Raw genomic sequence first — 17,287 nt, 5'->3', positions numbered from 1 at the left:
TACTCTCGTTTTTGGAGTTTAGTAAAGTTTTATGATGAAGCCCTGAGTTTCGTCTGACGCTTGTGACAAACAATTGTATGGTGCGGCACGGAAGCAGCGAGGACACAAACCCGGATTGAGATGAGCGTACGCTTAGTGGCGATTATCAACAAGAGGCTTGGTCTCATTTATTCACTCTCTACAATTTGATGATTTTGAATCTCACATCGCTTGAGAAAAGTCCTCTGTATCAACTACCGACAACTACCACGCCGATTAATTGTGTGTTGAATCCCGTAAACCAATTGTCTTCCTTTGAGTTTTCGTGGGACGGCCGCACCCCGTTTTTTCTCTGCAAAGAAATCTACAACGTTATCACGGGGAGGGTGCGATAAATTTTTCCGGCATCCTTATTTCTTTTTCTTCTTCACCAACACGCTATGGTCCAGCAACAAATATTTACAGTTGTTGCAATGCCATGCCCGGTTAAACGCGGGAGGAAGCGACATGCTCAAGGTGTTTTCCAACACCTGATTGATGGTTGAAAACGAGCTGATGGGTTTTCCGTCGTCGGCTTTGTAAATGATACCCCGTCCGGCTAACGCCATTCCCCGCTCCATGTGCTGATTGCACTTCGGGCATTGATAATGAACCGCGCCCTGAATATCCTCCGCTTCGTCAATCACCCTGTTGTTGCGTTTGTATGTTTTGAAAAGAAAGAACAAAAGAAATGAAACACTGCTGATGCCTATCAGCAATGCAATGATGATCATGAGTATGCGTGATGAATTGTCGTCCATAAATTTTCCTTTTATAAATATTGTTCACGTAAAGCGTCTTTGCGAGGAGTTCCGTTAGAGTTGGAACGACGAAGTCCCAAAGGGCTGGCGCAAGGCGCTCACAATCCCGCGTTGTGTTTCTATCTCGGCGGAGAGATTGCTTCATCCCGTTCTGATACATGATGAACGGGATTCTCAATGACGGTTGGTTCAAAAGAACGGATGACAAAAATGATGGGGTAATGTACGACTCTGTTTTGAAAAATTCAACCCGGAGATTGCTTCATCGTCTCTAACGCGCGAATCATAATTTTCGCACACGCTTCCGTATCCGAAGCCGCATCGTGGTGCCTGAGCGGAATTCCGAAATGCCGGCACACGGCCGCAAGATTTGCCGGTTTCAATTTCCATAATTGCCGCGAGAGTTTCACGGTACATTTAAACGGGATATCCGGCGGTGTTATTCCTGCCGATTGACAACACGCATAAAGCACGCCTTTGTCGAAACTTGCATTATGAGCGACGAGAAAATCTACATCGTGCATCATTGCATGAATCTCTTCCCATAACTCTCCGAATGTTGGTTGATGCTTCACATCGTCCCATGTAATTCCATGAAGATAAGAGAAGTGAATATTTCTTCTCGGCGGGCGAATCAGGTGTGTCTCTTTCTTCACGATGATATTATTCTCCACGCGCACCAACCCGACAGCGCACGCGCTATCGCGCCCGTAGTCGGCAGTTTCAAAATCTATAGCAAGGAATTTCATTTATGGTTTTCTCTGCTGAATGTAATCATTTTTGAAGAAATCATTTGTCCCACAGGTTGTGGGTTTTTTAGGTCGGGCTGTCGTAAACCGTGCTTTTGAGACATCTACATTTTTTCGTTGGAGAGTCCGATTCGTACTCGGACGAAAATAGAAAACGGAATTGTTCTGCATTCGTTGTGTCCAATCGTCCTGATTGGTTGGGAGTCACTACATATTTTTTTGATAGCAACACTACAGTTTTTGTTTGATTGAAAAAAGGAATGATGTATATTCGCGGGAAATGAATTACAGTCAAAACAGAATGAATTTGAGTGGCTCTCGTTTCGGAAGGAAACTTCCGACACCGCATTTAATGCCATCGGAAAAGAAACAAGGATTCATCTTCTCATCGGCGCTTCGGCTCAGGGATAACACACTTCTTATTTCAATCCGGGAAATATTTTAGATGAAGTACTTGATTTCGTAGATTCCATTAAGTATATTATTTGTGATATAATTACTCAGGAATTTTTATGCGTTATAATCGCACATCAAAGAAAACATCAAAAAGAAAAAAAAAGAGAGAACAACTATTTATAGTTAGTAAAAGGGGGAATATTATCAAGCTTTCGGACGGGACACAAGTAAGAATTACAACCATACAAAGACCCGTACCACAGAGCGTTCGTACAGTTCAAAGACCCCTTGCAGTTCCGACAAAAAATCAACGAGCAATTATTCGTGCAGTAAATGTAATGGCCGCTATCAGTAAACAACGAAAATACTTGTTGGATAATCATCGATCGTATCAGGAGTTATTAATAGCTGTTTGATTAATTCATGGATAAGTATTCTCTCAATGTTTTTATTAATTGTCCGTTTGATTCAAAATATAGTAATATCTTTGAAGCAATCGTGTTTGCTGTTTTTGACTGCGGTTATATAGCACGATGTGCATGGGAATCCGATGATGGAAGTCAGGTTCGCATAGAAAAGTTGTATTCAATTATCAAGAACTGTCAGTTTGGAGTTCACGATATTTCAAGAACTGAGCTTGATACAAGGACAAGATTACCCCGATTCAATATGCCTTTAGAATTAGGGATTTTCCTTGGAGCGAAAGCATATGGCTCAAAAAAGCAAAAGCGAAAAATTTGTCTCATCCTCGATAAAGAACGGTATCGTTATCAAAAATTCATTTCAGACATTTCTGGTCAAGACATTCAATCGCACCAAAACAACCAACACGAAGCAATTAATCTTATCAGGAATTGGCTTCAAACTGAATCAAAGAATAGTAATTCTAATTTAATCCCATCCGGGAGTTTCATCTTTCGACGATTTTCAATTTTTAAGAGTCAATTACCAGAACTTTGTTCTCGTTCAAATCTTGACCATAGCAATTTGATTTTTGGGGATTATGTCTGGTTAGTTGCAACGTGGTTGCAAAAAAATGCATGGAGTGAATTTAAATAGTTAAAATGGTCCACAATTTTATTTCTTCCAACTCACGCCCACAAAATCAACCCTAACCGAAACGGACTATGTAAGTCGGGATGAAGAGGGAGAACGCGTACGGTGTGCCCCATTCTTCCGCTCGAATCCAATCTGATTGTGCCTTCGAATGTTGCAGGTTTTCCTTTGGATGCACTGACCGGTTTCATCGCAATCATTTTCGGCTCTTCGATTTCTCCTTTTGCATTGAGTTGTCCGTAATAGAGTTCAACGGAAATATCGGAAGCGTTCAACGCACCGAGTTCTATCGTCGCTTTCACGGCAAGCGTATCTCCGACTTTCATTCCATCGTCGCCGTCAACATGGACACCGGCAATTTTCAGTTCTTCCCAATGTTCCTGAATGTGTTCGAGCCACACGGCGAATGATTTCGCACGCTCGAAATTGTTCGCGCTCAGACTCGCTTCCCGTTTTGCGGCGTGGAGGTACATCTCTTCCGTGTATTGCCGCACCATCCGGTTGCTGTTGAATTCCGGTCCGATGGTTCGCATCGCGGTTTTCATCCGCGCAATCCATTGACGAGGTAAATCATCTTCGCCGCGCGAATAATACAACGGAACAATTTCTTTTTCCAGTAAATCATAGAGCAAATTCGATTCAACATCGTCCTGATATTTTTCTTCCGCGTATTCCTCTCCCTGCCCGATTGCCCAACCGTTGCCGCTGTTATACGCTTCATCCCACCAACCATCGAGGATGCTGACATTGAGCGCGCCGTTGAGCGTTGCTTTCATTCCGCTTGTGCCGCTCGCTTCCAGCGGACGGCGCGGCGTGTTCAGCCAAATATCAACTCCCTGCACAAGATACCGCGCTACCACCATATCATAATCTTCAATGAACACCATGCGCCGCCGCACTTCAGGATTCCGCTCGAAGTGAGCTATTTGTCGGATAATATCTTTGCCTTCATTATCCATCGGGTGCGCTTTCCCCGCAAAGATAATTTGTACCGGTCGTTCTTTGTTGGAAAGAATTTTGATGAGTCGTTCAGGATTTCTGAGAAGTAATGCAGCGCGTTTGTACGTTGCAAACCGTCGTGCAAAACCAATCGTGAGAGCGTCGGGATTCAGCACCTCACGCGCCTGTGCAATTTCTGATGCCGGTACTCCGCGCGCTGTTAATTGATTTCCCAATCGTTGACGCGCAAACGCGACGAGCCGTTCACGCCGTCGTTCATGCGTTCGCCAGAGTTCTTCATCGGGAATATGAAGAACGCGACTCCACATTCCGTGATGCCCCGGGTCTTCACGCCATGTCGGTCCCAAATATCTGTCGTACAAACCGGCAATGTCGCGGCTGATCCACGAAGGAGCGTGAACACCGTTGGTAATCGAAGAAATCGGAAGTTCGTTCACGGGAATTCCTTCCCACACTTTTTGCCAGAGTTTGCGCGAAACCTGTCCATGTAACTTGCTCACCCCGTTACTGAAATCTGACATTCGAAGCGCAAGAACCGTCATGCAGAAATGTTCCGTTTCGTCTTCGGGATTTTGTCTGCCGAGCGCGAGAAATTCATCAATCTCCAACCCAAGTTGTTCTGCCATGAACGAAAAATATTTTTTCATCAACTCGGGCGGGAAGTAATCGTTGCCGGCAGGCACGGGCGTGTGCGTTGTGAAGACCATGCTCGCCATCGTGGCTTCCGCCGCCTGTGCGAATGAAAGGTTCTGCGCCTTCATCAAATCAAGGCTTCGTTCGAGCGTGAGAAATGCGGAATGTCCTTCGTTGATATGATACACCGTCGGAGAATAGCCGAGCAAGTGTAACGCCCTGTACCCGCCGATGCCGAGAAGAATTTCCTGTTTGATGCGCATTTCCTTGTCGCCGCCGTAGAGTTGGTCGGTGATGTTTTGGTCGGCGGGATTATTCTGCGGGATGTTCGTGTCGAGCAGGTACAACGGATTGCGCCCGACCTGTACCTTCCAGATTTGCGCCGCGACCGAACGACCGGGAAGTTCGATGGAAATTGTTTTGGGTTTGCCGTTTTCGTTTCGTTCGAGATGAAGCGGCAACGTGTAGAAATCATTTTCAGGATACCGTTCCTGTTGCCAGCCGTCGGCGTTTAAATATTGTCGGAAATATCCTTGCTGATAGAGTAACCCGATACCGATAATCGGAAGTCCCAAATCGCTTGCCGATTTGAGATGGTCGCCTGCCAGCACTCCCAATCCTCCGGAATAATTTTGCAGGCATTCCGTCAAGCCGAACTCGGCAGAGAAATATGCAATTTGAAGTTTCTCCGCGTCGGGATGACTTTTCTTAAACCAACTCGAAGATGTTGTAAGATACGATTTCAGTTTGCCGCAGCATCGCTCCACCTGCGACATGAATGCGTCGTCGTGGGAAAGTATGTTCAGTCGTTGCTGACTCATTGTGCCGAGCATCATCACCGGGTTGTGGTTGGTGAGTTCCCACAGGTCCGGGTCCATGCGAAAGAATAATTCCATCAGGTCATGGTCCCACACCCAGAGAAGATTGTAGGCAATGAATTGTAAACATTGCAGTTCCTTCGGAAGCGAAGGCGCGACAGTATGTGTATGGATAGGTCGAATCATACCTATTCCTTTTTATATTATGAAGAAAATATCTCGTCAGCCTGAGCGCCCGCCTGCCATAGTGTAACGGCGGGCAGGAAGTCGAAGACTGAGAGTACGCTTCGACTTCGCTCAGCGTGACGGTCTTTTTTTTATTTGAATAAACTCAAATTGTTTTCTTACACCATCATCGGTTCGCGGAACTTTTCCAGTTCAACACCCGAAACTTTCTCAACATCCGCATGAAGACTGTTACCGTGTGAATCCATCGTGACGATGGCGGGGAAATCTTTCACGGTCATGTGCCACATCGCTTCTGGCACACCGAACTCCTGAAGGAAATCCACGCGTGTCACTTCAACGATGCACTTTGAGTAATATTGTGCCGCGCCGCCGATGGCATTCAAATAGACAGCGCCGAACTCTTTCAGTCCGGCAAGTGTCTTCGCTCCCATGCCGCCTTTGCCAATCACCGCACGCAAACCGAATTTCTTAATCACGTCTGCCTGATACGGTTCTTCGCGACTACTTGTCGTCGGTCCCGCCGCGTTGATGAACCACTTGTCGCCTTGCTTCAGCGCGACCGGTCCGCAATGATACAACGCCATGCCGCGCAAATCAACCGGTGCATCATGCGTTATTAAATGATGATGAATCATATCGCGTCCGGTGACAATCTTTCCGCTGAGCAACACAACATCTCCGACTTTCAAACTTCGTACTTGTGCTTCTGAAAGCGGCGTTGTCAACCGGATTTCTCTTCCGGTGAGAGGAAGTTCTTCAAGCGAAGCCATCTTCATGGTTGATGAATCGCCTTTGTATAGCCATTGTTTGATTGAGCCTGATTGCGCATCAAGCACAACGCCGAGACGACGAAACGCCCAGCAATCATACGCAACGGAAACAAAGAAACTTGCAGGCAGGCGATTGTATGCGCCGATTTTACAGCCAATCAATGTCGCTGCGCCGCCAAACCCCATCGCACCGACTCCGAGTTTGTTCGCATCTTCCATGATTCTGTTTTCCAGTTTTGCAAGTTCGGGATTTGGATTGATGTCGTCGAGTTCGCGGAAGAGTTGTGCTTTTGCAAGCGAGTACCCGGACGTTCTGTCGCCGCCAACGCCGACACCAATCGCCCCGACACTGCACCCGTGTCCCTGTGCCTGCCACACTGCGTGCATGATACACTTCCGAATTCCTTCGATGTCTCTGTCCGCACGTCCAAGATGTTCAAGTGTGCATGGAAGAGAATATTGGATATTTTTATTTTCGCATCCGCCCCCTTTAAGAAGCAGTTTCACTTCAATATCATGCTCTTCCCATTGCTCGAAGTGAACGACCGGAGTTCCTGCGCCGAGATTGTTGCCGCTGTTTTTTCCGGTGAGCGAATCCACCGAATTGGGACGAAGTTTTCCGTTCTTCGTCGCGTCGGCGATCGCTTCGAGAATTTGTTTCTTCATCGCAAGTTGGTTCGCGCCAATGGGAGTTTTGATTTCAAACGTCGGCATTCCCGTGTCCTGACAAATCGGCGCTTCGCTGTCGCACGCCATGTCGGTATTGATTGCCATGGTTTGCAATGCAAGAGAGGATTGTGTTCCGGGAATCTCGCGTTTCATTGCTTGGGTAAATGCCCGACGAACATCGAGCGGTAAATTAGTGGAGGTTTCTACGATAAGTTTGTAAATGCTGTCTTTGAATTGGTTCATTGTCTGGGTTCCAGTTGAAAAATACTATGCAAAGTTACCAATTCTTTGGGTGAGGAACAAAGAGATTCATTCAAAGATTGTATTGCCAATCAAGCCCATGTCTATAAAATTCTTAGTGTAACAAAAATACGTAAAGACAGTTACAGTATTTCCTCCAATGGTTTCGAGCAATGACATATTGCAACGATTTCGATGAGCGGTTCTTTTACTCGGTAAACTATTCGGTAGTTTTTGAAGATTTTTTCGCGGAGGAAATAATCGCTGTACTCAGGAACGATGCGTCCAGCAAACGGGAAGCTTAGTATTGCCCTGATGATTGAAAGCAATCGCCGTATGAACGATGAAGCATAATACTCAGAATCGGTCGCTATATATTTGTAGATATGTTCAAGATTTGAGATGGCGCGTGGCGACCACCTTATTTTGCTTGCCATGCAGAGAACCGCCGCTCAACTTCTTCGTGTTGAATTCCTTTCCCATCATCAAGTTCTTTCAATCCCGAATCTACTTGCATCTTGAAATATAATTCCCCCATGATATCGTCAACTGTTACATCATCGGGAAGTTTTTTAATCATTTCGATTACTTGTTCTTTTGTATCAAGCATACGTATATACCTTCATAGAAATTGATTTTTCATCATCGTCTGACGATGAGAAGTTACTAAGACTTTTGGAGAGAAGCAAAGCAATAATTGTAACCTTACGAAGGATTTTCTATCTCTTAGTTCCGTGAGATTATTCAGGTTCTAATCATATTTCTACAAAATCATTTGCAAACGTATCTTTCCGACAAGAATATTTGATTTGAACAAAAGGATATACGATATTCAACACGAACAATGAAAGAATGGTATGACAGAGCAACAACTCAAAACTGGGAACCCACTCCCTTCATTTTCCCACCTTCCCGCCACCGACGAAAAAAATTATTCATCAAACGATTTTACAAACGAAATTCTCGTTATCGTTTTCTCGTGCAATCATTGTCCGTATGTGCAGGCGTACGAAGAACGGATGATTGCATTTCAAAGTGAGTACGCTCCAAAAGGTGTTCAACTTGTCGCTATCAATTCAAACGATGAAATAAATTACCCGGACGATAATTTCGAGAGCATGGTAAAGCGGGCGAAGTTGAAAGGATTCAACTTCATCTATTTGCGGGATGAGAATCAAACGGTAGCGAAAGCATTTGGCGCAACACATACGCCACAGTTTTTTGTGTTTGATAAAGCACGGACACTCTGTTACTCCGGCAAGTTCGATGATAGTTGGAAAGATACTCAGGCGGTAAAAGAGAATTATCTTCGCGATGCAGTTGACGCATTGCTTGCAGGGAAGGAAGTGAACGTGCAGGAAACGTATTCCATCGGATGTACAATTAAATGGAGATAAGATGAGACGAATAATATTACTTTCGATGCTATTCTTCTTATTGATTTTTTCACATCAAACATTTTCCCAACGGGTCATTGTGTTGGTGATAGACGGCGCGAGATACTCCGAGTCGTTCGGAGCGGAAAGTACGTACATGCCGAAAATCTGGAAGAACATGAAACCGCTCGGAACGACATGGTCAAACTTCCGCAACGAAGCGTACACGCTGACGAACCCCGGACACGCTTCGATTCTTTCCGGCACATGGCAGACAATTGATAACAACGGAACACTTCGCCCGACGATGCCGACCGTGTTTGAATACTTCAGGAAACAAACCGGCGCGGATACTTCAGCAGTGTATGTCGCAGTCGGGAAACCGAAATTAAATGTTCTCACCTACAGCACACACGCAGACTACGGCATCAATTACAAAGCCTCGCAGTTTATCGGCTCAAGTGATGCAAGTGTTTACAGCGGCGTTCTTTCCATCATGAACACGAAGCGACCGAGATTGATGATAATAAATTTCCCAAGCGTAGATGTTGCGGGACATGCAGGAAACTGGAACAATTATCTCACCGCAATCAGCGTCGCCGATTCGTTGACGTATGAGTTGTGGAAGAAAATTCAAGCCGACTCTGTTTACAAAGACAGCACGACGTTGTTCATCACCAACGACCACGGACGACATGACAACTCGCACGGAGGATTTCAAAATCACGGAGACGCGTGCGAGGGATGTCGCCGCATCATGCTGCTTGCCATCGGAGAAAAATTTCCCGCCGGAAAAACCGTCACAACAACACGAACACAACGGGATATCGCGACAACAATCGGAGAGTTGCTTTCATTCGGAACTCCGCATTCCCTTGGCAGTAATCTGCTCGCCGATACAACTTCCGTTACAGGCGTTGATGAACATGAATTACACACACCAACTGAATTTTTCCTCGAACAAAATTATCCCAACCCGTTCAACCCGGTAACAGTTATAAGTTATCAGTTAAAAGGTAAAAATTTTGTTACGTTGAAGTTGTACGATGTGCTTGGGAAAGAAGTCGCTACATTGGTAAATGAAATTCAGAGCGGTGGGTATAAATCAATACGGTTTGATGGTTCATCGTTCTCAAGCGGCGTGTATTATTATCAATTGAATGTTGGAGATTTCAGCCAAACGAAAAAACTATTGTTATTGAGATAAAATCCAATGTTCGATGATGCAACCTTCTGACATTCGAAGTCGTATTCGGCTCAGTAATCAATGAAGGGTAGTTCCAAAAACTCTATAGCAAACTCACCATCATTTACTGGTCCATGGATGGATTTCTCGAAGTGTTGTGGCGCGGCGTCGGCACACTTCCCATTCTTCCAAACATCGGAATTCTCCTCGGCATCGCCGCACTCGTGAACGTGGTGAGCGTGATTCAATTCAAAAGGGGACACGTCTTTTAATCAATGCAAAAGTCAAAATGAAAAATTAAAAAAGTTTTTCCTTTAGTATTTTTTACTTTTTACTTGAATTCTTGGTACATTCATCCCACCTAAATAAGAATGACCATGAACTTTTCTCCACCACCTTATGTAACCGGACTCAAATGCCTCATCTGTGGTGCAACGTACCCGCACGGCAACGTCTTCACTTGCCTGAAGTGCGGTATCGAAGGCATCCTTGATGTCCAATACAATTACCACAACATTGACAATTCGCAATTCACAATTCGCAATTCACAATTCAACCACTGGAGATACAAAGAATTACTTCCAATCTCTCCCGACCTGAACGTTCCGCATCTTCACGTTGGTTGGACACCGGTGTATGATGCCAAACGTCTGGCAAAACTTCTCGGCATCAGAAAAGTGTTTCTGAAAGATGACGGACGAAATCCGAGCAATTCATTCAAAGACAGGGCAAGCTCGGTTGGCGTGATGAAAGCAATCGAATTCGGATTCAAGACGATTGCATGTGCATCAACAGGGAATGCGGCATCTTCGCTTGCGTGCATGTCTGCGGCGGTGGGATTGCAGAGTTTCATTTTTGTTCCTGCGCGTGCGCCGGAACCGAAAGTAACACAGTTGCTGATTTTCGGAGCGACGGTTATTAAGGTTCTCGGAACGTACGAACAAGCGTTCGATTTATGTCGCGAAGCGTGCGAGAAGTTCGGCTGGTACAATCGTAACAGCGGAACAAATCCGTATTTGGTGGAAGGAAAGAAAACTGCCGGGCTTGAAATCGCCGAACAGATGAAAGATGACGTCCCTGATTGGGTGTGTGTTTCTGTAGGCGATGGTTGCACCATTGGCGGCATCGGAAAAGGATTGCAGGAGATGAAACAACTCGGTTTCATCGAGCAAGTTCCGAAATTACTTGGCGTTCAGGCAGAAGGCGCGAAGCCGTTGCTTGAAGCATTTCAAACAGGAAAAGAATTGGTACCTTCCGACACAAACACGATTGCCGATTCGATTGCTGTCGGGACGCCGCGCAACTGGCGACGGGCAATTCATCACATCAAACAATCTCACGGAGAAATGATTGCCGTAACTGACGAGGAAATTCTTGAAGCAATGCGAGTAACGGCTCGACTTGGCGGCGTGTTTGGCGAACCGGCAGGCATTGCAAGCACGGCGGGATTGAAAAAAGCGCTTCAACAAAATATCATCAAGTCGCACGAGTCGGCGTTGGTGATGATAACCGGAAACGGGTTGAAGGATATTCAATCGGCGAAGCAGGCGGCGGGGAAGGCGTTAGAGGTTAAACCGACGATGGATTCATTGGTTGATATTCTCGAAAAATCTCTGTAACATTGACCATGCTTATTGAATCACAATCTCCGAAACCTGACAGAGTGCTTGTTGCAAAAGAACTTGCTGATGCTATCCATTCTTATTGCCGTGATGCAAAAATATTGTTATACGGTTCGACGGCAAACAGAACGAACTTGGAAGAGAGCGATGTGGATATGTTGGTCGAAGTTCCCGATTCCGAAAAAAAATCAACCCTTGAACAGGTAATACAAGACCTTGCCTGGAAGACCGGTATGGAAAATAATATCGTGTTCCAAGTATGGGTTTATGGTTCATCGGAGATTTGGAAAACACCAAGGCGCTCCTCACCGTTCATAACTTCTGTGTATCAATCCGGAATTTCGTTATGAATCAGGGCGATATTTCTGCGTTGATGTCTCGTCGTTTGCAACAAGCGAACGATGCGGTAACACAAGCAGAGACATTGCTGGGAATCGGTCAATCGTTTGGCGCTGCGAACCGTGCTTACTACGCGATGTTCTATGCAACGCTTGCCATTCTCTTATCAAAGAATTTAGGAAGTTCGAAGCATACGGGTGTACTGGCATTGTTCGATAAAAATTTTGTCAGGACAAATGAAGTTGAGACAACATGGTCGAAGATGCTTCATCGTGCTTTCACATTGCGGAATCAGGGAGACTATGATGATTGGATGTCGGTGAGCGAGAACGATGCCCGTTTGATGTGTGACGATGCCAAGGAGTTTGTTTCGTGGGCGCATCAGTGGCTTCGTAAACGAAACTTTATTTAATCCTACCGAACAAGATTTATGATTTTAAAAAATTGTTCACTTGCCGTTCTATCCTCATCGAAGGTTATCAATGTTGATGTCAGAATCGAAAACGGCAAAATAACCGAACAAAAGAAACAAATCACTCCACGACGTGGTGAAGAAATTATTGACCTTACCGGAAAAATAGTCATGCCGGGTTTTGTCAATGCGCATACGCATTTGTACTCGAGTCTTGCGAGGGGAATGTCTGCGCCGAAAATTCCTCCGAAAAATTTTCTGGAAATTTTGCTGAAGATTTGGTGGAAACTTGACCGTGCGCTTGATGAAGAATCCATCTATTATAGTGCGTTCGTTGGCGCAATCGAAGCGGCTCTCTGCGGAACCACGACGTTGATTGACCATCACGCGTCACCAAAAGCAATTGACGGTTCGCTCGATATTATCAAACAAGCGATGAACGAAGTTGGTTTGCGCGGCGTCCTTTGCTACGAAGTAACCGACCGTGGCGGAATGAACGAACGGAACAAGGGATTGTTGGAAAACGAGCGTTTCATTCAGGCAAACAAAACCAATCAACAGTTTCGCGGAATGGTTGGCGCACATGCTTCGTTCACTCTTGGAAATGAGTCGCTCCGGTTGCTTGGAGAAATGGCTGAGCGAAATCAAACCGGTGTTCACATTCACGCCGCAGAAGATAAATGCGATATTGTTGATGCGGAAGAAAACTATCGCCAATCAGTTGCTGAACGATTGAAGCAATGGAACATTTTGAAAAAAGAATCAATCCTTGCTCACTGTATTCATCATTCGCATAAAGATTTTCAGACAATTCATCAACACAACTGTTGGTTGGTGCATAATCCCCGCTCGAACATGAACAACGCGGTTGGGTATGCGCCGGTTCATCTCTTCGGCGAGCGAGTAGCGCTTGGGACGGATGGCTTTCCGGGAGATATGTTTGAGGAAGCGAGAACAGCTTTCTTCAAAAGCAAAGATATGAGATATGAGTCTTGGGATATGAACAGGAAAACTCACTCACCATTCACGACTCACCAATCACCCGACTTCAGTAAGTTAGCAACTGGCGGGCAAACTTTGATTTCCGAAATTTTTCAGCAAAAATTCGGAACATTGAATGCTGGAAGTGTTGCTGATTTGCTCGTGCTTGATTATCAATCACCGACACCGGTAACAAAAGAAAATCTTGCCGGACATTTTTTGTTTGGCATGCGTTCAGCGAATGTTGAATCGGTGATGGTCGGTGGGAAATGGATTGTGTGGAACCGGCAGTTTCCCGGAATTGAAGTTGAGAGCATCATGAACAAGGCAAGGAAATCAGCCAAGAAGTTGTGGGAGAGGTTGAGAAAACTTTGAGTTCAATAAAAAACCCCGTCGTACAACAAACGGGGTTTTAAGGTAAAAAAGCAGTAGCGATTATTTCAATACAGTAACCTTTGCTGCCTGCAGTCCTTTCGGTCCTTCTTCGACTTCAAATTCCACTTTGTCACCTTCGTTGAGGTTTTTGAATCCCTCACCGACGAGCGATTTGAAATGAACAAACACATCGCTACCGGATTGACGTGCGATAAAGCCAAAGCCTTTGGTCCGATTGAACCACTTGACTGTTCCTTGTTCCATAGGAACCGTCCTTTCGTAATTGATGATACATTGTGTACGCCTTGCTTGTTGCTCTTGATCCGGGAAATTATTTCCGGTGATTGACCGGCTGAACTTTCCTTCTCACTGCGACACGCACCAATTACGTTACGGGATACAGCGTGAATCAAAACAGAGTAAACAACGGTGTACTGTTATTTGCACATGAAACATAAGGAGTTTTCGGTTGAATAGCAATAGGTTTCACTAATTTTTTTGATATTTGAATCTCCCCCGCAGAAATTGTATTTTCATGCCACACTATGAAACTCGCAATCGTCCAAACAAACCCCGTTTTTGGTCAAATTCAAAAAAATGTAGATGACTCGTTGTCTCTGATGAAGTCGGTCGAAGCAAATCTCTTCGTTCTTCCCGAATTGTTTAATACGGGATATAATTTTCAAACCCAAAACGAAATTGAAGAATGTTCGGAAGATGACTCCGGGTTGACGATGCAACGCGTTGCTGAATTTGCATCGAAGAATTCCTGTTACGTTGTGTATGGATATGCTGAAAAAGTAGTCAGTAGCAAGTCCTCGGTAATTAGTATTGAAAACAATCAACCGTTAACTGTCAACCGAGAACCAAAATATTTTAACTCTTCCGCTCTCGTCGGTCCGGATGGATTGATAGGCAAGTACAGAAAAGTTCACCTTTATTACCGGGAGAAACTTTTCTTTTCTCCGGGAAATCTCGGATTTCCTGTGTTTGATTTACCGTTCGGAACAATCGGGATGATGATTTGCTTCGATTGGTTCTACCCTGAAAGCGCACGCACACTTGCGTTAGAAGGCGCGCAGTTAATCGCCCATCCGGCGAATCTCGTTCTTCCGTATTGTCCCGATGCGATGATAACACGTTGTTTGGAAAATAAAATTTTCGCAGCAACGGCAAATCGTATTGGTGTTGAAAATCGCAACGATATAAATATGACCTACATCGGAACAAGTCAGATTGTGTCGAACAGAGGCAAAATTCTTGCCCGATGCAGCGATGACAAACCCGAAATTATCGTCGTCGAAGTTGATTTGTTGCAAGCAAAGAACAAGCGGCTGAACGAATTCAACGACCTGCTTGCCGACCGAAGACCGGAACAATATTCATTGTGAAACCGCGCTTCAACATTCTTCTCACCAACTCGTCCGATATGTACGGAGGCGGAGAGTTTTACGTTCTCGAACTTGCGTGCGAACTAAAAAAACGAGGACACAACATCATTGTTACATGCAAACCGGATAATTTGCTATGTAAGAAATGTAATGATGCCGGTGTAGTCACGTTGCCGCTTGATTTCCCGCCGCAGGGAAAACTCGTTTCATTTGTGATGAATCTAAAGCACATTATTCAGCAACACAACATTCAGATTGTTCACACAAATACGAATTACGATAGAACAGCCGGAGCGTTTGCCGCATGGCTTTGCGGAGTGAAGCATGTAACGAACGTTCACAGTTTTCATTCGCTTCAGCATAATCTCACGCACTGGATACGGAACAAATGGGCAACCGACCATTTTCTTGTTGATGGTATTTGTGTGAAAGAGTTACTCGTTCGGGGAGATAAAATTTCAACGGATAAAATTTCGGTTGTGTATCTTGGCGTTGACCCGGAATCTATGTCTCGGAATGATGAGCAACGGCGTAGAGTGCGAGCGGAGTTTGGTCTAAATGATGAGCATATTGTTGTAGGAAATGTCGGGCGGCTTGTACCTATGAAAGGACAGGAATATCTTATCAAGGCATTTGCGGAAATTGCATTGCTCCATCCCCGTGCGCGCCTCCTTATCATCGGCGATGGGGAACTTCACGAAAAACTAAAAGCGATAAACCCAACACTACAAACAGAAAATAAAATTTTCTTTGCCGGTTTCCGCGACGACCTTCCTGCGTGCTACTCCGCGTTTGATGTGTATGCACATACAAGCATCGAAGGATGTGGCGAAACATTTCCATTCGCCGTGCTTCAGGCGCTTGCCCAGGAACTTCCTGTCGTCGTAACTCGAGTCGGTGATGTTGCCGCGATGGTAGAGGAAGGAGTGAACGGATTTGTACTTAACGAGAAAGATGTGAAATCAATTACCGAGAAGTTACGTGTTCTTATTGTAAACAAGGATGTTCGCGAAATAATGGCAAAGCAGAGCCGGAAAATATTATTGCAGAAATTCACCATCAACATTATGGTTGATAGTATTGAAGCAGTATATGCTCAAATCGTACCCACGCCCGGGAAAACGGAGTAGCAAATATCTTATTGGATACTTACCCCGAATCTCTGAATCTGACACGCCAAGGAAACGACGAAAAAGAATTCGGATGCAGATTTATTTTTTCTTTGATTTCAATTTTTCTCGCGCCGCTTTATATCCCGGTTTAATTACATCATAAATAATCCCGATACGTTTTTTATAGGGAAGGAACGCACTCTTCATTGCGTTGATGGATAGTTTTTCCAATTCATCCAACTTCAAGCCGAACACATCCTGGGCGAGTTTAAATTCCTTCGAGAGCGTGGTATTGCTCATTAGCCGGTCATCGGTGTTCAACGTAACGCGGAATTTGTAGCGGTAGTAAATTCCGAACGGATGTTCTTCAAGACTTCGCACCGCGCCGGTATCAACATTGCTTGTCAGGCACATTTCGAGCGGAATACGTTTATCTAACACGTACTGAGCAAGATAGCCCATATTCACTATTTCCGTCGGGTCATCGTCAGCAAGTTTGATGTCATCAATGAGACGCGTTGCATGTCCGATGCGATGTGCGCCGCACCATTGAATCGCCTGCCAGATTGATTCTTTCCCGAATCCTTCCCCGGCGTGAATGGTGATATTAAAATTTTCCCGTTGGATTAAATGGAATGCATCAACATGTTTCTTTGGAGGATAACCGCCTTCTTCGCCGGCAAGGTCAAACCCGACAACGCCACGTTCACGGAAATCAACTGCAAGTTCCGCCATCTCCAGTGAAAGTTGCATGTTCCGCATTGCGCAGATAATCAACCCATACTCAACACCAAAATCTTTCTTCCCTCGTTCAAGTCCTCGTAGCACTGCTGATACAACTTCATCCCAATGAAGTTTTTTCTTTGTATGAAACACCGGCGCAAACCGCGTTTCCACATACACAACTCCATCCTTCTTCATATCTTCCATCATTTCATATGAGACCCGTTCGAGAGCGTCTTCCGTTTGCATCACTCCGCATGTGTGGTCGAAGCCTTCTAAGTACAGAGGCAAACTCCCGCGTTGTGCGCCCTGATGAAACCATTCGGCAAGTTCGCCTGCATCGGAAGTAGGGAGTTTTTTGTATTTAACATCCTTTGCTAATTCGATAACTGTTTGCGGACGTAAGCCGCCGTCGAGGTGGTCGTGGAGTAAAACTTTCGGTAACGTGCGGATGAATTTTTCAGTCAGTTTCATAGGATAGTAGTATGTAGTTGAGATTGAATCGTTGTGT

General features: G+C 45.1%; 20 protein-coding genes. 12 read left to right on the top strand and 8 right to left on the bottom strand.

Features of this window, described 5'->3' with window-relative positions; all coding sequences use genetic code 11:
* Window positions 1–389: 389 nt before the first annotated feature.
* A complete protein-coding gene (locus HY960_14400) occupies window positions 390–779 on the bottom strand; it encodes a hypothetical protein (GenBank protein MBI5216941.1) in 390 nt (129 codons plus the stop codon).
* A 245-nt stretch (window positions 780–1,024) separates the two neighbouring features.
* Window positions 1,025–1,528 (bottom strand): 3'-5' exonuclease, encoded by a 504-nt coding sequence (locus HY960_14395; GenBank protein MBI5216940.1) that lies wholly within the window; start codon window positions 1,526–1,528, stop codon window positions 1,025–1,027.
* Window positions 1,529–1,829: 301 nt separating this feature from the next.
* Between HY960_14395 and HY960_14390 the strand changes: the two genes are divergently transcribed.
* From HY960_14390 to HY960_14380, 3 genes are all read left to right on the top strand, one after another.
* Window positions 1,830–1,973 (top strand): hypothetical protein, encoded by a 144-nt coding sequence (locus tag HY960_14390; GenBank protein MBI5216939.1) that lies wholly within the window; start codon window positions 1,830–1,832, stop codon window positions 1,971–1,973.
* A gap of 67 nt (window positions 1,974–2,040) precedes the next feature.
* Window positions 2,041–2,340 (top strand): hypothetical protein, encoded by a 300-nt coding sequence (locus HY960_14385; GenBank protein ID MBI5216938.1) that lies wholly within the window; start codon window positions 2,041–2,043, stop codon window positions 2,338–2,340.
* A 7-nt stretch (window positions 2,341–2,347) separates the two neighbouring features.
* On the top strand, window positions 2,348–2,983 hold the full coding sequence (locus tag HY960_14380; protein MBI5216937.1) for a hypothetical protein: 636 nt from the start codon (window positions 2,348–2,350) through the stop codon (window positions 2,981–2,983).
* A 32-nt stretch (window positions 2,984–3,015) separates the two neighbouring features.
* On the opposite strand, the gene glgP is transcribed toward HY960_14380, so the two are convergent.
* The 4 genes from glgP to HY960_14360 form a co-directional block, all read right to left on the bottom strand.
* Window positions 3,016–5,577, bottom strand: a complete 2,562-nt coding sequence (gene glgP, locus HY960_14375) for an alpha-glucan family phosphorylase (protein MBI5216936.1) — start codon at window positions 5,575–5,577, stop codon at window positions 3,016–3,018.
* Window positions 5,578–5,735: 158 nt separating this feature from the next.
* A complete protein-coding gene (locus HY960_14370; GenBank protein MBI5216935.1) occupies window positions 5,736–7,262 on the bottom strand; it encodes a fumarate hydratase in 1,527 nt (508 codons plus the stop codon).
* Window positions 7,263–7,402: 140 nt separating this feature from the next.
* Window positions 7,403–7,696, bottom strand: a complete 294-nt coding sequence (locus tag HY960_14365; protein ID MBI5216934.1) for a type II toxin-antitoxin system RelE/ParE family toxin — start codon at window positions 7,694–7,696, stop codon at window positions 7,403–7,405.
* A complete protein-coding gene (locus tag HY960_14360) occupies window positions 7,681–7,869 on the bottom strand; it encodes a hypothetical protein (protein ID MBI5216933.1) in 189 nt (62 codons plus the stop codon). Before HY960_14360 ends, HY960_14365 begins: the two co-directional genes overlap by 16 nt.
* A 247-nt stretch (window positions 7,870–8,116) precedes the next feature.
* Here HY960_14360 and HY960_14355 point away from each other — a divergent pair, with 247 nt between their 5' ends.
* The 7 genes from HY960_14355 (at window position 8,117) to ssnA (ending at window position 13,550) form a co-directional block, all read left to right on the top strand.
* Window positions 8,117–8,656, top strand: a complete 540-nt coding sequence (locus tag HY960_14355; protein MBI5216932.1) for a thioredoxin family protein — start codon at window positions 8,117–8,119, stop codon at window positions 8,654–8,656.
* Between the two features lies 1 nt (window position 8,657).
* Window positions 8,658–9,842, top strand: a complete 1,185-nt coding sequence (locus tag HY960_14350; protein MBI5216931.1) for a T9SS type A sorting domain-containing protein — start codon at window positions 8,658–8,660, stop codon at window positions 9,840–9,842.
* Between the two features lie 113 nt (window positions 9,843–9,955).
* The gene (locus HY960_14345; GenBank protein MBI5216930.1) at window positions 9,956–10,093 is read left to right on the top strand and encodes a hypothetical protein; all 138 of its coding nucleotides are present in this window, start codon (window positions 9,956–9,958) and stop codon (window positions 10,091–10,093) included.
* Between the two features lie 105 nt (window positions 10,094–10,198).
* Window positions 10,199–11,440 (top strand): threonine synthase, encoded by a 1,242-nt coding sequence (thrC, locus tag HY960_14340; protein ID MBI5216929.1) that lies wholly within the window; start codon window positions 10,199–10,201, stop codon window positions 11,438–11,440.
* A gap of 8 nt (window positions 11,441–11,448) precedes the next feature.
* Window positions 11,449–11,793: a nucleotidyltransferase domain-containing protein gene (locus tag HY960_14335; protein MBI5216928.1), complete on the top strand. Its 345-nt coding sequence runs from the start codon at window positions 11,449–11,451 to the stop codon at window positions 11,791–11,793.
* The gene (locus HY960_14330; GenBank protein ID MBI5216927.1) at window positions 11,790–12,194 is read left to right on the top strand and encodes a HEPN domain-containing protein; all 405 of its coding nucleotides are present in this window, start codon (window positions 11,790–11,792) and stop codon (window positions 12,192–12,194) included. The genes HY960_14335 and HY960_14330 overlap by 4 nt, the downstream gene beginning before the upstream one ends.
* A gap of 18 nt (window positions 12,195–12,212) precedes the next feature.
* Window positions 12,213–13,550: a putative aminohydrolase SsnA gene (gene ssnA, locus HY960_14325; GenBank protein ID MBI5216926.1), complete on the top strand. Its 1,338-nt coding sequence runs from the start codon at window positions 12,213–12,215 to the stop codon at window positions 13,548–13,550.
* 60 nt (window positions 13,551–13,610) lie between these two features.
* Here the strand turns inward: ssnA and HY960_14320 are convergent, their stop codons facing one another.
* Window positions 13,611–13,814: a cold-shock protein gene (locus tag HY960_14320; protein MBI5216925.1), complete on the bottom strand. Its 204-nt coding sequence runs from the start codon at window positions 13,812–13,814 to the stop codon at window positions 13,611–13,613.
* A gap of 281 nt (window positions 13,815–14,095) precedes the next feature.
* Here HY960_14320 and HY960_14315 point away from each other — a divergent pair, with 281 nt between their 5' ends.
* Together HY960_14315 and HY960_14310 are read left to right on the top strand one after the other, a co-directional pair.
* Window positions 14,096–14,941, top strand: a complete 846-nt coding sequence (locus HY960_14315; protein MBI5216924.1) for an acyltransferase — start codon at window positions 14,096–14,098, stop codon at window positions 14,939–14,941.
* Window positions 14,938–16,071, top strand: a complete 1,134-nt coding sequence (locus HY960_14310) for a glycosyltransferase family 4 protein (GenBank protein ID MBI5216923.1) — start codon at window positions 14,938–14,940, stop codon at window positions 16,069–16,071. Before HY960_14315 ends, HY960_14310 begins: the two co-directional genes overlap by 4 nt.
* Window positions 16,072–16,152: 81 nt before the next feature.
* On the opposite strand, the gene HY960_14305 is transcribed toward HY960_14310, so the two are convergent.
* Window positions 16,153–17,250: an adenosine deaminase gene (locus tag HY960_14305; protein MBI5216922.1), complete on the bottom strand. Its 1,098-nt coding sequence runs from the start codon at window positions 17,248–17,250 to the stop codon at window positions 16,153–16,155.
* Window positions 17,251–17,287: the final 37 nt, after the last annotated feature.

It is taken from the genome of Ignavibacteriota bacterium (assembly GCA_016212665.1).
In the GTDB taxonomy this organism is placed as follows: Bacteria; Bacteroidota; Ignavibacteria; order UBA10030; family SZUA-254; genus FW602-bin19.
The sequence above is the reverse complement of the archived record's forward strand: the minus strand, read 5'-3'. Positions and strand labels throughout refer to the sequence as shown.

Bases quoted from the DNA above. Each gene is read 5' to 3' on its own strand.
- HY960_14360 (MBI5216933.1), bottom strand. From the start codon at position 7,869: ATGCTTGATACAAAAGAACAAGTAATCGAAATGATTAAAAAACTTCCC.
- HY960_14335 (MBI5216928.1), top strand. From the start codon at position 11,449: ATGCTTATTGAATCACAATCTCCGAAACCTGACAGAGTGCTTGTTGCA.
- HY960_14380 (MBI5216937.1), top strand. From the start codon at position 2,348: ATGGATAAGTATTCTCTCAATGTTTTTATTAATTGTCCGTTTGATTCA.
- glgP (MBI5216936.1), bottom strand. From the start codon at position 5,577: ATGATTCGACCTATCCATACACATACTGTCGCGCCTTCGCTTCCGAAG.
- HY960_14330 (MBI5216927.1), top strand. From the start codon at position 11,790: ATGAATCAGGGCGATATTTCTGCGTTGATGTCTCGTCGTTTGCAACAA.
- HY960_14315 (MBI5216924.1), top strand. From the start codon at position 14,096: ATGAAACTCGCAATCGTCCAAACAAACCCCGTTTTTGGTCAAATTCAA.
- HY960_14350 (MBI5216931.1), top strand. From the start codon at position 8,658: ATGAGACGAATAATATTACTTTCGATGCTATTCTTCTTATTGATTTTT.
- HY960_14320 (MBI5216925.1), bottom strand. From the start codon at position 13,814: ATGGAACAAGGAACAGTCAAGTGGTTCAATCGGACCAAAGGCTTTGGC.
- HY960_14385 (MBI5216938.1), top strand. From the start codon at position 2,041: ATGCGTTATAATCGCACATCAAAGAAAACATCAAAAAGAAAAAAAAAG.
- HY960_14400 (MBI5216941.1), bottom strand. From the start codon at position 779: ATGGACGACAATTCATCACGCATACTCATGATCATCATTGCATTGCTG.
- HY960_14365 (MBI5216934.1), bottom strand. From the start codon at position 7,696: ATGGCAAGCAAAATAAGGTGGTCGCCACGCGCCATCTCAAATCTTGAA.
- HY960_14395 (MBI5216940.1), bottom strand. From the start codon at position 1,528: ATGAAATTCCTTGCTATAGATTTTGAAACTGCCGACTACGGGCGCGAT.
- HY960_14355 (MBI5216932.1), top strand. From the start codon at position 8,117: ATGACAGAGCAACAACTCAAAACTGGGAACCCACTCCCTTCATTTTCC.
- HY960_14370 (MBI5216935.1), bottom strand. From the start codon at position 7,262: ATGAACCAATTCAAAGACAGCATTTACAAACTTATCGTAGAAACCTCC.
- thrC (MBI5216929.1), top strand. From the start codon at position 10,199: ATGAACTTTTCTCCACCACCTTATGTAACCGGACTCAAATGCCTCATC.
- ssnA (MBI5216926.1), top strand. From the start codon at position 12,213: ATGATTTTAAAAAATTGTTCACTTGCCGTTCTATCCTCATCGAAGGTT.
- HY960_14345 (MBI5216930.1), top strand. From the start codon at position 9,956: ATGGATGGATTTCTCGAAGTGTTGTGGCGCGGCGTCGGCACACTTCCC.
- HY960_14305 (MBI5216922.1), bottom strand. From the start codon at position 17,250: ATGAAACTGACTGAAAAATTCATCCGCACGTTACCGAAAGTTTTACTC.
- HY960_14390 (MBI5216939.1), top strand. From the start codon at position 1,830: ATGAATTTGAGTGGCTCTCGTTTCGGAAGGAAACTTCCGACACCGCAT.